At 32.4% G+C, this 13,182-nt stretch carries 13 protein-coding genes; 5 read left to right on the top strand and 8 right to left on the bottom strand.

The window, feature by feature from the left end:
• Positions 1-4 precede the first annotated feature (4 nt).
• Positions 5-520, top strand: a complete 516-nt coding sequence (locus tag GM3708_RS02755; protein ID WP_066343932.1) for a hypothetical protein — start codon at positions 5-7, stop codon at positions 518-520.
• A gap of 56 nt (positions 521-576) precedes the next feature.
• Positions 577-1,464 (top strand): hypothetical protein, encoded by an 888-nt coding sequence (locus tag GM3708_RS02750; protein WP_066343927.1) that lies wholly within the window; start codon positions 577-579, stop codon positions 1,462-1,464.
• A 142-nt stretch (positions 1,465-1,606) separates the two neighbouring features.
• Here GM3708_RS02750 and clpB read toward each other — a convergent pair whose 3' ends face one another.
• Together clpB and GM3708_RS02740 are read right to left on the bottom strand one after the other, a co-directional pair.
• Positions 1,607-4,237, bottom strand: a complete 2,631-nt coding sequence (gene clpB, locus GM3708_RS02745; protein ID WP_066343923.1) for an ATP-dependent chaperone ClpB — start codon at positions 4,235-4,237, stop codon at positions 1,607-1,609.
• 153 nt (positions 4,238-4,390) lie between these two features.
• Positions 4,391-4,693 (bottom strand): cytochrome c, encoded by a 303-nt coding sequence (locus GM3708_RS02740; RefSeq protein ID WP_315862619.1) that lies wholly within the window; start codon positions 4,691-4,693, stop codon positions 4,391-4,393.
• A 341-nt stretch (positions 4,694-5,034) separates the two neighbouring features.
• On the opposite strand from GM3708_RS02740, the gene petG reads away from it, so the two are divergent.
• Both petG and recQ read left to right on the top strand, forming a co-directional pair.
• Entirely contained in the window at positions 5,035-5,151 is a 117-nt protein-coding gene (gene petG, locus GM3708_RS02735) for a cytochrome b6-f complex subunit V (RefSeq protein ID WP_066343921.1), read from the top strand.
• Positions 5,152-5,407: 256 nt separating this feature from the next.
• Positions 5,408-7,528 (top strand): DNA helicase RecQ, encoded by a 2,121-nt coding sequence (gene recQ, locus GM3708_RS02730; protein WP_066343920.1) that lies wholly within the window; start codon positions 5,408-5,410, stop codon positions 7,526-7,528.
• Here the strand turns inward: recQ and GM3708_RS02725 are convergent.
• From GM3708_RS02725 to GM3708_RS02710, 4 genes are read right to left on the bottom strand one after another with little or no spacing between them, the layout of a single operon-like run.
• Positions 7,525-8,430: an ABC transporter ATP-binding protein gene (locus GM3708_RS02725; RefSeq protein WP_066343918.1), complete on the bottom strand. Its 906-nt coding sequence runs from the start codon at positions 8,428-8,430 to the stop codon at positions 7,525-7,527. The genes recQ and GM3708_RS02725 overlap by 4 nt on opposite strands.
• 31 nt (positions 8,431-8,461) lie before the next feature.
• Positions 8,462-8,677: a type II toxin-antitoxin system HicB family antitoxin gene (locus tag GM3708_RS02720; RefSeq protein ID WP_066343916.1), complete on the bottom strand. Its 216-nt coding sequence runs from the start codon at positions 8,675-8,677 to the stop codon at positions 8,462-8,464.
• A complete protein-coding gene (locus tag GM3708_RS02715; RefSeq protein WP_066343914.1) occupies positions 8,674-8,868 on the bottom strand; it encodes a type II toxin-antitoxin system HicA family toxin in 195 nt (64 codons plus the stop codon). Before GM3708_RS02715 ends, GM3708_RS02720 begins: the two co-directional genes overlap by 4 nt.
• Before the next feature lie 41 nt (positions 8,869-8,909).
• The gene (locus GM3708_RS02710; RefSeq protein ID WP_066343913.1) at positions 8,910-10,151 is read right to left on the bottom strand and encodes an NAD(P)/FAD-dependent oxidoreductase; all 1,242 of its coding nucleotides are present in this window, start codon (positions 10,149-10,151) and stop codon (positions 8,910-8,912) included.
• A gap of 62 nt (positions 10,152-10,213) precedes the next feature.
• Between GM3708_RS02710 and lgt the strand changes: the two genes are divergently transcribed.
• Positions 10,214-11,044, top strand: coding sequence for a prolipoprotein diacylglyceryl transferase (gene lgt / locus GM3708_RS02705; RefSeq protein ID WP_066343912.1), 831 nt, complete (start codon positions 10,214-10,216; stop codon positions 11,042-11,044).
• A 97-nt stretch (positions 11,045-11,141) separates the two neighbouring features.
• On the opposite strand, the gene GM3708_RS02700 is transcribed toward lgt, so the two are convergent.
• The gene (locus GM3708_RS02700) at positions 11,142-11,495 is read right to left on the bottom strand and encodes a PilZ domain-containing protein (protein ID WP_144439268.1); all 354 of its coding nucleotides are present in this window, start codon (positions 11,493-11,495) and stop codon (positions 11,142-11,144) included.
• A gap of 133 nt (positions 11,496-11,628) precedes the next feature.
• Positions 11,629-13,134: a TonB family protein gene (locus tag GM3708_RS02695; protein ID WP_066343910.1), complete on the bottom strand. Its 1,506-nt coding sequence runs from the start codon at positions 13,132-13,134 to the stop codon at positions 11,629-11,631.
• Positions 13,135-13,182: the final 48 nt, after the last annotated feature.

Raw genomic sequence — 13,182 nt, 5'->3', positions numbered from 1 at the left:
AAAGATGAAAAATCAAAGAATTTCTCGTTTCATAATCTCTTTTTGTTTATTTTCCTTATTATTTTTATCATCCTGTGCTACCGAGCCACCTTCTCGTTTTGATCAAGCACAACAAGAAAGTACTGCCCAAGGTAATAAAAATATTGCTGTTGATAAAAAAGCAATAAAAGGAGCTAGTTTTAATCAATTTTTCCCTCCCGATAGCGGTGAATATGAAAGAGTATTTACCCAAGAAAAAGCAGGATTTGTTCAAGCTAAATTAAAGAAAAATGGTGAAGATTTAGCAACTTTAGCTATTTTTGATACTATCAGTAATCCTTCTGCAAAAGAAGATTTTAAAAATTCTACTGATAATATTAATGGTTTTCCTGCCCTACAAAAAGGCTCTAATAATACAGCAGTGTTGGTAGGAGATCGTTATCAAGTAAGTGTCAGATCTAGTAATAATAATTTTACGATTGAAGATAGAAAAGAATGGTTAAGTAAATTTGATCTTAACGGTCTTTCTAAACTAAAATAACCGGTAAAATTGTTCATTAAATCACAAAACAAATTATTAAAAATAAGAATAAGAAAATGAGTAAATCAATATTTGAATTAGTCGATAATTTACCTCAAAATAACGTTACTACGATGGTATTAAATGCCCTTGATTTTGCTATACCCGGAAAATGGCATAATGTAACTAACTTTGAGCAAATGATTCGAGAAGTCACTGGAGAAACTGATGAAGAATTCATCCAAAAAATTGGCGATCGTGCGGTATGGTTATTTAACGATAAAACTCAAGGCTATCAAAATGCTTTATGGTTATATCAAACCGTTGATAAAGCTGACTACGCTTTAGGGGCTGCGGCATTAGCCAATAAAGTTGGCTCGAAAATAGCCTTGTTAGGTTTTCTTAATCGTTTAACTCCCAATAATGAAAAAGCCCAAGCCTTAGATTTAGCCATAAAATTAGTAGTAGAAATAGTCGCATTCTGTCAAATCAACGGCTTACCCGGAGATAGCATCGGCGATTTTGTGGCGGCATTAAAAGAATATGAATCTGACGCATTAATGCGCATGGCTGCCTTAATTTGTATTGATGGTTTAGTGCCTTTTGGAGCTGATTTTATCATCAAAGTAGAGTCAACTTTAAACAATCTTTCTGCTCAAGAATTAAATAATAATGCAGGATTTTCTAGTGTTAGTAAATTAATTCCGGGTAGTAATTCTGAGGGAAAATTAATATTTATTAATAATAGTTTTGAAGCCGTAAAAACTTGGATGATTGGTTTTGTTAGTAGTCATAATATAACCCAAAATGAAGTTATGAAAAATCTGAGTAAATTTGTAGAATTTTCCGAAGATAAATTAGATTATGTTGCCGCTTTTCTTGATATGTCAACTAATTATTTTGAACATACAGGTACACAATCGATCGCCAGAAGTCTTATTTCTCGTGCGATGATGGAAGTTTAATAACCGATAGTAAATTCTGCTTGTTTAAAAATACTCAGATTTTTTATTTTCATAAATTAAATAACTATTTATAAATGTAGAGATAGGAACTACTTTGAGTATTGTGAGTTTTAAAAGTTCCCCAATTAGGGGAATTATATATTTAACTATCCAAACTTTTATTAAATACTAATCGATCATTCTCAAAAGTCACCATCACTTTATCTCCTTCAGTGAAAGTATTTTCAAGAATTTTCGTAGCCAATGGGTTTTCTAATTCCCTTTGTATTGCCCGTTTTAATGGACGAGCCCCGTAAGTAGGATCATAGCCTACATCAACAATATAATCCTGTGCTTCTGGGGTTAATTCAATGGTAATATTTTGTTCTGCTAGTAGTTTTTGTAACCTCACAAGCTGTAAGCTAACAATATTCCGCAATTCTTCTTTTTTCAATCCATGAAATATAATTAGGTCATCGATGCGATTCAGAAATTCAGGTCGAAAATGCTTGTTTAAGGCAAGTAACACTTTATCTTTCATCACCTCATAATTTTTATCATCCCCCGCCAACTTCAAAATATACTCACTACCGATATTAGAAGTCATGACAATAATAGTATTACGAAAATCCACCACACGCCCTTGACTATCGGTAATTCGGCCATCGTCTAACACTTGTAAAAGGATATTAAACACGTCACGATGAGCTTTCTCTACTTCGTCTAAAAGTACCACAGAATAGGGGCGACGGCGTATGGCTTCCGATAATTGCCCTCCTTCCTCATAACCAACATAACCCGGAGGCGCTCCAATTAACCTTGAAACTGCGTGTTTCTCCATGTATTCAGACATATCTATGCGTACCATTGCCTCTTCAGAGTCGAACAAAAAGGCCGCTAAAGCTCTTGCCAATTCTGTTTTTCCCACACCTGTAGGCCCCATAAACAGGAATGAACCGATGGGACGACTGGGATCTTTCATTCCAGCTCTAGCACGGCGTATAGCGGCAGAAACGATGGCTACGGCTTCATTTTGACCAATAACTCGATCGTGCAAATGAGATTCTAATTCGAGGAGTTTTTGACGCTCGGTTTCCAAGAGACGATTAACGGGGATTCCTGTCCATCCTGCCACAATTTCGGCAATATCAGACTCCGTGACATCTTCCCTGAGCATGGCATTATCTTGAGACTGAATTTCGAGCAATTTCGCTTCTTTACTCTCAATATCTTGCTGTAATGTCTCTAGTTTGCCATATTTTAACTGTGCCGCCGTGTTTAAATCATAGGCTCTTTCAGCTTGTTCAACTTGCAATCTTAGCTCTTTTTCTTCCTCTTTTAAAGCATGAATTTCGTCTAATAATTCTTTTTCGATGAGCCACTGAGAAGATAATTCCCGTTGTTTAATTTGTAAATCATCAATTTCTGTGGTGATGCGCTCTAAATTATCCTGTGCCGATTTATCATTTTTTTCCTCTCCTTGTAATGATAACTGCTCCATCTGCAACTGCATCAAACGTCGATCAAGTACTTCTAATTCAACGGGTTTAGAGGTTATTTCCATCTTCAATTTAGCGGCGGCTTCATCCACTAAATCAATGGCTTTATCAGGCAAAAATCGTCCAGTTATATAACGATGAGAAAGAGTTGCGGCGGCAATCAAAGCAGAATCGGTAATTTTTACGCCGTGATGGACTTCGTAACGCTCTTTTAAACCCCGTAAAATGGAGATGGTATCTTCTACGCTCGGTTGCTTGATATACACCTGTTGAAAACGTCTTTCAAGGGCAGGATCTTTTTCAATATGTTTACGGTATTCATCAAGAGTACTCGCCCCGATACAACGCAATTCACCCCTAGCAAGTAAAGGTTTTAACAGATTACTAGCATCCATTGCACCGCCTTCCCTCGAACCTGCACCAACTACGGTATGTAACTCGTCAATAAATAAAATTATCTGTCCATCGGAGTTGATAACCTCTTTTAATACCGAGCGCAATCTCTCCTCAAACTGTCCTCGATATTTCGCCCCTGCGATTAAACTACCCATATCAAGGGAAATTAATTGACGATTTTTTAAAGATTCTGGTACATCCCCGTTAACAATTCTCTGGGCTAAACCTTCGGCGATCGCAGTTTTACCTACTCCCGGTTCTCCAATTAGTACAGGATTATTCTTAGATCTTCTTGAAAGTACTTGAATAACACGTCTAACTTCATCGTCTCTGCCGATAACAGGATCAAGTTTTCCAGCTTTGGCTTCTTCCGTCAAATCTCGTCCAAATTTAGTTAAAGAAGGCTCTTTTTCTGTTGTTTCTTCAGGCTCTGTGGTTTGAGCTTCTTCTTTCTCAATTTTGAGCTTAAAATCTTTGACTTTGATTTCAAAATCTTGAGGATCGAGATTGAAACTTTTAAGAGTTTTTTTACCAATACGTTGATCTTCTGCAAAAGCAACTAATAAATGAGAAATACCTATAAATTCATCTTGCCAACTTTCTCGACAATTTTCTGCCCTATCAAGCATCAAATCTAAACTACGACCTAAGTACAATTGCTCTACACTAAAAATTCTCGGTTGACGAGTGGCAAACATTTGTAGTTGTTTATCTAATCGATTTAAATCGATGTTGACTTGAGTAAAAATTTTTGTGGCGATGGTGTTTTCTTCTAATAGAGCTAATATTAAATGTTCTACTTCTAAATTTTGATTTTTTAAATTACGACAAATTTCCTGTGATTTGACAATGGCATCCCATGCAATTTCAGTAAATTTATTTGGGTCAGTTGGCTGCATCTTACATCATTTATTAGTTATCTGTGATCAATTATTAATCTTTTTTAACAAAATGTCATTAAACAATGAACAATTTAGAATGGGTAATGAAAAATTTTTAAGATTGATATTCATGACACCTTAGCAATCTTCAATGTTTTCTTTACAAAAAAATCATGGTTGTGAAAATTGATTTAAGTAAGTGAGTAAATCTGCCATCTCTTCTGTAGAAGGTTGAAATTTAGGCATCGGTGGAGTTTTACCGCTAATGACTTGATTAATAATTTGTACTTCAGATTTATGTTTGGAAACATTTATTAAACTAGGTCCAACATTTCCGTTACCATTAATACCATGACAACCAGCACAATTTACTTGAAAAATAGCATTTCCTCGTTCAATGTTACCCTTAAATGAAAATACCTCTTGTATGTAAGGATCTTTTGTTGGTATTAACCACCATACTATTATGCTCAAGATCAAGATTATGATCACCGTTAGAAGGCTTATCGTCGTCTTTTTTGTTTCGGTATAATTTAGATCTTTTTCTAATAACTGGTTATTCACTGACTCATTATTAACTTTTGGTTTACTTAATTAACATTTTGCAACATTTTTTCCCATAAATGCTATTATTACATTAAGAATTTAAAAACTATATTAGCTATAAACTATCAAGTATAGTAGAACCCATAGATTTATTAAGGCTACAAAATATCAAACTTATCTGAGTAAGTTTCTGATAGCCTTTTTTTGATAGCATAGGAAATGGAAAAATTTTAAAATAAATTAATAAATTTACACACTGGAGAAAATAAATGATTGAACCTTTGTTACTTGGAATCGTTTTAGGCTTAATTCCTGTCACTCTCATTGGCTTATTTGTCGCGGCTTATCGTCAATATAAACGCAGTAGCGAAATTGGCTTAGAATAATTAACAATCAACAATTAACAATTAACAATTCATAAATCACTGATTATGCAATATCCTGAATGTTAATCAAATGAGATTTAAAGTCATTGCTCGTGTTAAGAATACTTATTGTACGACAACTGCCTAACAAGAATAAAGTTTAGATTTTAACAGCCGTAACTCACTTTAAAAAAAGATTTTAGACTCAGTAATCGTAGATCATCCATATCTTAGATACTGTATTATTCGATTATTAACTGTTCATTATTCATTGCTAATGGCTTCTTTACAACAATCATTAAAGCAATATTTCGGTTATGATAGTTTTCGTGATGGACAAGAAGAAATTATAAACCAAGCCCTTCTTAATCGTGATTTATTGATTATAATGCCCACGGGTGGAGGAAAATCCCTTTGTTTTCAACTTCCAGCATTGCTTAAAAAAGGTATTGCCATCGTTGTTTCTCCTCTTATTTCCTTAATGCAAGATCAAGTTACCGCTTTGCAAGATAATGGTATTGGGGCGACTTTTCTTAATAGTACTCTGGATTTTCAGGAGGTGCGTCGCCGAGAGCAAAATATTTTATCGGGGAAAATCAAATTACTTTACCTCGCCCCTGAAAGGTTAGTTAGTGAAAGATTCCAAGATTTTTTGAATAGTATCGTTTCTACTATTGGTATTTCCTTTTTTGCTATGGACGAAGCTCATTGTATCTCTGAATGGGGACATGATTTTCGTCAAGAATATCGTCAATTGCGACAGCTACGTTTTCGCTTCCCTAATATTCCCCTCATGGCTTTAACGGCAACGGCAACAACAAGAGTACAAAAGGACATCATCTCTCAGCTTAATCTCAAAAATCCTGCTATTCATCGTTTTAGCTTTAATCGTAGCAACCTTTATTATGAAGTGCAACCACGGCAAAAACGCACTTATCAACAAGTTTTAAACCTCATTCAGCATTTAGAAGGTTCAGGAATTATTTATTGTTTTGCTCGTAAGACAACTGAGGATTTAGCATCTCGTCTTCGGGAAGATAGTATTTCTGCTTTACCCTATCATGGAGGCTTAAATGATGAAATGCGATCGCAATATCAGAATAGTTTTATTCGGGATGATGTGAGAATCATGGTGGCAACGGTTGCTTTTGGCATGGGCATTAATAAACCAGACGTGCGTTTTGTCATTCATCATGATTTACCTCGTAATATTGAGAGTTACTATCAAGAATCAGGAAGGGCGGGGAGAGATAGTGAACCATCTAAATGTATATTATTATATAACCCTAATGATAAGTATAAAATTGATTATTTCATCAAACAAAAAAGTAATTTACAAGAGCAAAAAATAGCTTATCAACAATTAACAAAAGTAATCGAATATGCAGAAACAAATTATTGTCGTCGAATCGTACAATTAGGTTATTTTGGCGAAAAATTTAAAGGTGATTGTGATGGTTGTGATAATTGCTTAAATCCAAAAGAAATTGAAGATTGGACAATTGAAGCTCAAAAATTTTTATCTTGTATTGCTCGTGTGGAAGAGAAATTTGGTATTAAACATATAATAGAGATTCTAAGGGGCTCAAGGGCAGAAAAAATTTATAAATATGGACATCATTTATTATCAACCTATGGCATCGGTAAAGATAAAACTTCTACACAATGGGAATATTTAGGAAAATCTCTTATATATCAAGGTTTATTGAATCAGACTAATGATAGTTATCGAATTTTAAAATTAAATAAAGAAAGTTGGGAAATATTACGACTAAAAAAACAGGTAAAAATTGCTGTTGAAAATAATAGTATTGAAAAAAGACTAACTGAATTTAACCCTAAAGCCTTAGAAATTGAGTTATTATTGCAAAGACTTAAAAAATTAAGAAAAACATTAGCAGATAAAGAAAATATTGCACCTTACGTTATTTTCGGTGATTCAACTCTAAAAATTATGGCACAAATACAACCAAAAACTTTAGAAACTTTAAGTAAATTATCGGGGGTAACTGAGTATAAATTACAAAAATATGGGGATAAATTTTTAAGGGAAATATTAGCTTTTTGTCATCAAGAAATTTTGCCTACTAACTTACCTAATCATACTCAGATGAAAACTTTACAATTATATCAACAAAATTTAACCGTAACAGAAATTGCTAAAGAAAGAGGATTAACAATAAGCACTATTATGAGTCATTTCGCTGAATTAATCGAACTTAAACAACCCATAAATTTAGACAAATTCGTTAATATTGAAAAGCAGAAAAAAATCTTAAATATAATTCATCAATTAGGGAATCAACCCTTAAAAGTAATTAAAGATAAATTAGGGGATAATTATACTTATGACGAAATTAGATTAGTCAAAGCATGGCAGAAAAAAATTAATAATTAATTATTGATTTGTAATTGTTTTGTTGCTTCTAAATAGATATATTCTAAGTTAATATTTTTTTTCGTAATAGACGTTATATTAATTCCTTCAAAAAGATTAATAATTTCACTTAATTGAAAAGATTTATCCATAAAAAAAACTAATTCTCCTTGATAATAACGATGACTAAAACCTAGTTTTTCTCCTTTTAAAATTACTTTTTCCTCCTCTTCACTTTCAATTAAGATAAGCTCTTTTGCAGGAATTATTTTTTTTAATTGATTTAAACTACCCTCAACGATAATTTTCCCCTCTTTCATTATACCAATGCGATCGCATAACTTTTCAGCCTCATCCAGTAAATGAGTTGTTAATAAAATAGTAATTCCTTCTTGTTTTAAACTAAGAATTAACTGCCAAATTTCGTAACGAGATTCGATATCTAAACCCGTGGTAGGCTCATCTAAAATCAGTAATAAAGGATGATGTACTAAAGCGAGGGCAATATTCAATCTTCGTTGCATTCCACCGCTTAAATTGGCGACAGTTTCGTTTTTTTTATCTAATAAATTAACTGCTTTTAAACTCTCATAAATAGCAGATTTTAATTGAGTGCCTTTTAAGCCATAAATCTTGCCAAAAAAAGCTAAATTTTTTTCACAACTAAGCTGACTATAAAGTAAATTTTCTTGAGGTGCAACTCCTAATATATACTTAGATTTTTGAGTTAATTTATTATTATTAATAAGTATCTCTCCTGAATCATGAGTTAATAAACCACAAATAAGATTAATAGTAGTGGTTTTTCCAGCCCCATTTACCCCTAATAAACCATAAATTTCTCCAGCATTAATCTGTAAATTAAAATCATTTAAAACCTTTTTTTTGCCGTAAAATTTAGTTAGATTTTGAATACTTAACATAATCAACAATGAAACTTATGCCATCAACAAATTAAGCCGCTATTTCCACAAATCCTACTTGAGTTTGAGGTTGAGGGATTGTTTCTCCTCTTTCTACCAAAACTTCTAAGTAAACAGAGATGGCTTCTTTGATATTTTCTTGAACTTGTTCAAAAGTATCCCCAATACTCACACAACCGGGTAAGTCGGGTACAATCGCTCCCCAATTTGTCTCTCCTTTTTCATAGATTACTACATATTGTTTCATATTTCGTCTTCTAATTGTGCTTGTTTCCAAATAACGTTTAATGTTCCAATCGGTATATCATTACTTAGTTTACCCGGAACTACTACAATACCTTTTTTTTGAAGATGAGCTAAAAATCGATGACTCCCACGCATTCTCACTTGATACCATCCATCTTTTTTTAATCGTTTTAGCACGTCTTTAACTTTCATTATGACATTTTTTCTTCCTTTAATTTATCAAATTGTTCATATCACTCTACTTTATCATTTTTTATTGAAATACCAGCTAAATAACCAGTAGTCCAAGCATTTTGAAAATTGAATCCTCCTGTTACTCCGTCAATGTCTAAAATCTCTCCAGCAAAATATAAATTAGGACAAACTCTACTCATCATTGTCTTAAAATCAACCTCTTTTAACGTAATTCCTCCACAAGTCACAAATTCATCTTTAAACATTCCTTTACCTTGAATAATAAATTCTCCTTTAGTCAATTCTATGGCTAATTTTTCCATTTCTTTTTTAGTTATTTCAGCCCAAATTTTATCAACATTAGTTAAACTATAATTAACAAAGCTTTGCCATAATCTTTTCGGAATATTAAATTGATTATAATTAATAACTTTTTGTTTTAATATTGATTCTTTTATGTTCAATAATTCTTGTTTGATAGACTCTAAGTTATATTCAGGCAGCCAATTAATAATTAAAGGTAAATTATATTTATTTTCGTATAAAACTCTAGCACCCCATGCTGATAATTTTAATATCGCAGGACCACTTAATCCCCAATGAGTTATTAATAATGATCCCTTTTGCTCTAGTTTTTTTCCTTGTTTAACACTCAGTTGTAAATGAACATTATTAACGCTAATTCCTGCTAAATTATCTAAGCGAATATCTTTAATTTTAAAAGTAAATAAAGAAGGTGTTGGAGATTGTATAGAATGCCCTAATTTTTTTGCCCATTCATAACCTAAAGCATTACTTCCCGTGGCAATTAAAATAGATTTACTGGTTAAAATTTTACCTGATTTAAGAGTTAAATTAAAACCAAATTCTGTTTTATTAATTTCTTTAACAGGAGTTTGAGTTAAGATTTTTATCCCCAATTCTTGGGCAGTTTTTACTAAACAATCAATAATCGTTTGAGAATCATCGGTAACAGGAAAAATTCTACCATCGGCTTCGGTTTTTAATTTCACTCCCCGACTTTCAAACCATTTAATCGTATCTTGAGGTTGAAATCGAGAAAAAGCACCTCTTAATTCTTTGCCCCCACGAGGATAATTATTCACCAACTCACTGGGGTTAAAACAATGATGAGTAACATTACATCTGCCACCCCCAGAAATTTTTACTTTTGCTAATAATTGATTTGTCGCTTCTAAAATTGTCACCGTAAGACTAGGATTATGTATAGCACAATTAATCGCCCCGAAAAAACCAGCTGCACCGCCGCCGACAATGATAACATCAAAATAATCTGTCATTGATTGATAATTGATAGATAATAATTAATAATTGATAATTGATAATAAATATTTAAAAATAAATGATAAATTTTTTTGCTTTTCAATTTCAATCCCCAGGTCCTATTTTATTTGAAATGGGCTTCATTAGTTTAAGATGGTATGGATTTTTAATTGCTTCAGCAGTAGTAATAGGTGTTATTATTGCTCAAAAATTAGGAGAATATCGTAATATTAACCCTGATTTAATTAGTGATTTAGTTATCTGGTTAGTTATCGGTGCTATTCCCGCCGCTAGAATTTATTATGTCTTATTTGAGTGGGAAAATTATGCTCAACATCCTCAAGATATAATTGCAATTTGGCAGGGAGGAATTGCTATTCATGGTGCTATTATTGGTGGTGTTATTGCCGCTTTAATTTTTAGTAAGATAAACCATCAATCTTTTTGGGAATTAACTGATGTTATTGCTCCGTCTTTAATTTTAGGACAAGCTATTGGTAGATGGGGTAATTTTTTTAATTCCGAAGCCTTTGGTATTCCCACAAATGTTCCTTGGAAATTATATATTCCACCACAAAATCGTCCTTTTGAATATATAGATTTTAACTATTTTCATCCTACTTTTTTATATGAATCTTTGTGGAATATAGGAGTTTTTATTTTATTAATTAGTATTTTTTTCTGGAATATTAAACATAATAATAATCTCAAAAATGGTACTATTTCTTTAGTATATTTAATTGCTTATAGTCTTGGTAGAGTTTGGATTGAAGGTTTTAGAACTGATAGTTTAATGGTTGGATTTTTACGTATAGCTCAAATTGTAAGCTTAAGTGCTATTACTTTTGGAATATTTGGCTTAATCTGGTTATATATTTTCAAAAAATCTTTACCTGATACTAAAGTTTAACTAAAAGTTTCATAAAAGGTATTTTTATAGTATTCGTTATCTTAAATCACCAAAAATTAAATTTTTAGCTGAGTATCATTTAAGCAAATCCTAATTATTAATTCTTTTTTTGAGCATTCACTACAGAAGAACTGACTAATTTTTCAAAATTCTTAGGATTATCTACCTTGATAATTTTTCCTCCAATTTGTTCTAATTCTTCATTGGGAGAAAATCGCCACACTGGCTCTATATTAACAATAAGATCTGAGTTGATAATTTCTTCCTCTTTTTGATAATTTAAAAAAATTTTAAAAGGTGATTGAAAAGGAAAATTTTTATCTATAATTACTTGTATTCCAGAAAGACTTAGATCAAAACTAAAACCAAGAAATTTACCTTCACAATCAAAAATTTTACACACTATAGGAGTGCGATTTAAAATTCTTTGCTCATTAATTTTCGTCATCATCAAATTACCGTTTAATTGAACTGGTTTATATCTTTATACTTTAAGGAGATGAATTGGTTAAAAAAAATTGTTTACATAAAAAATATTTAAAACTCCATTATTAAAATTATTAATTAATGAACAAAATATTGTGTTATTGTAACTTAGATTCTCCAGTTTGTGGTTCTGAAATCTCAGTTTTTGTTGGTGAAGGTTTAACTTCTAATTCAGCTTCAAGTTTGATATTATTAGCTGGGGTTTCTAATTTATTTTCTACTGGTAATTTTAGATCTGAAGTTTGAGAACTTTCTTGTATTGTCACGGGCTTTGTTTCAGGAGAAGACTGACGTATTTGTGGTGATTTAGGAGTAGAAACTGTATTAATTTTATTTTCCCGTGTTTCTTTTTCAGGATTTGCAGAAGGAGTTTTTATCTGCTGTATATTATTATTATTCACAGGAGGAATATTTACATCAGTTGTTGTCGAAGGATTTGCAGGAGAAGTTTCACCCACATTAGAAATAGATAAAGAAGGACAAATTTGCGAATTATAATTAAAATTCACATAAACGTGATAAGGTTGATTAGCACCACTATCATTAGCAAAGTTACGAGATCTAATCTGTTTTAGGGCTTGATCATTGAGTAAAGGATAACCCGAACTCTTAATAAGTTGACTGTTAATAACTCCTCCACTAGGGCTAACGCTTACCCCATAGGTAGCAGTACCTTCTAACTTTCCAACACAAGCTTCTTTCGGATATATTCCTAATAACGTTAATTGTTGTGGAGTGACAGTTTCAACGGATTTAGCCCAAGCTACATAATTTTTTCGAGCATCTTCATCGCTAGTATTTTCTTGCTGTTTTTGTAACTTAATTGATACATTGCCAAAATTTGGACGAACTTCTGAGGGAGGAAGAATGGTGACATTACCATTTTCATCTATTTGACTATAAGTTGGAGGAATCCTTCCATTGATAATATCTCTGGGATTAGCCGTTATTTGTATCTCGGAATTAGAAAATAATTTTTGTCTAATTTGTGCTTGTTGATCTTGATCTGGATCTGCATTTATGTCTATTACTTTACCAGTGGTGGGAGTCTCAAAGTTGGCACGAGGAATATCATAGTTAACGGCAGAAGGTAATGTAGCTATGGCATTCTCATTCAGAGATGGTGGCGGTGGTAAATCCGTTGGATTGGGAAGATTAACACTATAAGATTCGTTAATGGGAGAAAAATTCGTTGATGGCGGCAAAGAAGGAGGTGAGGGTAAATTTGCCATTGCACCACTGTCAAAACTGGGTAAGAAAAATTCAGCGTTGCTAGACGATGGTGGAGTAGGGATATTAATAGCTGAAAGAGGAGGTAATGAATTATCTGTAGGAGGAATTGTGCTAATACTATCCCAGTTAAAAGAATTGCGAGGGTTTAAATCCGGTAAGCGAGTTTGTTCTATTGTGTTCAGTTCGACGACTGGAGTGTTTCCTGAGTCACCAATTTTCCCGTTAGAATTAATTTCAGGATTCCATTGAGGAAAAATCAGGGTAAAAAATAAACCATGAATACTGATAGATGTTAATAAAGGCCAGTTTATTTCTTTAATAATCTTCTCAGTCTGTAATGATAGTGTTTTAGAACTCGTTGTTGTTACCATAATCGATCTTAATTCTTTTTCTTCCGTATTGTATCAACTTTCTATAGA

The sequence above is a fragment of the Geminocystis sp. NIES-3708 genome (assembly GCF_001548095.1).
Taxonomy (GTDB): domain Bacteria; phylum Cyanobacteriota; class Cyanobacteriia; order Cyanobacteriales; family Cyanobacteriaceae; genus Geminocystis.
The sequence above is the reverse complement of the archived record's forward strand: the minus strand, read 5'-3'. Positions and strand labels throughout refer to the sequence as shown.

What these genes read in the sequence shown, in the direction of transcription:
- GM3708_RS02755 (WP_066343932.1), top strand. Translation starts at nt 5, where the DNA reads ATGAAAAATCAAAGAATTTCTCGTTTCATAATCTCTTTTTGTTTATTT.
- GM3708_RS02750 (WP_066343927.1), top strand. Translation starts at nt 577, where the DNA reads ATGAGTAAATCAATATTTGAATTAGTCGATAATTTACCTCAAAATAAC.
- clpB (WP_066343923.1), bottom strand. Translation starts at nt 4,237, where the DNA reads ATGCAGCCAACTGACCCAAATAAATTTACTGAAATTGCATGGGATGCC.
- petG (WP_066343921.1), top strand. Translation starts at nt 5,035, where the DNA reads ATGATTGAACCTTTGTTACTTGGAATCGTTTTAGGCTTAATTCCTGTC.
- recQ (WP_066343920.1), top strand. Translation starts at nt 5,408, where the DNA reads ATGGCTTCTTTACAACAATCATTAAAGCAATATTTCGGTTATGATAGT.
- GM3708_RS02725 (WP_066343918.1), bottom strand. Translation starts at nt 8,430, where the DNA reads ATGTTAAGTATTCAAAATCTAACTAAATTTTACGGCAAAAAAAAGGTT.
- GM3708_RS02720 (WP_066343916.1), bottom strand. Translation starts at nt 8,677, where the DNA reads ATGAAACAATATGTAGTAATCTATGAAAAAGGAGAGACAAATTGGGGA.
- GM3708_RS02715 (WP_066343914.1), bottom strand. Translation starts at nt 8,868, where the DNA reads ATGAAAGTTAAAGACGTGCTAAAACGATTAAAAAAAGATGGATGGTAT.
- GM3708_RS02710 (WP_066343913.1), bottom strand. Translation starts at nt 10,151, where the DNA reads ATGACAGATTATTTTGATGTTATCATTGTCGGCGGCGGTGCAGCTGGT.
- lgt (WP_066343912.1), top strand. Translation starts at nt 10,214, where the DNA reads ATGATAAATTTTTTTGCTTTTCAATTTCAATCCCCAGGTCCTATTTTA.
- GM3708_RS02700 (WP_144439268.1), bottom strand. Translation starts at nt 11,495, where the DNA reads ATGATGACGAAAATTAATGAGCAAAGAATTTTAAATCGCACTCCTATA.
- GM3708_RS02695 (WP_066343910.1), bottom strand. Translation starts at nt 13,134, where the DNA reads ATGGTAACAACAACGAGTTCTAAAACACTATCATTACAGACTGAGAAG.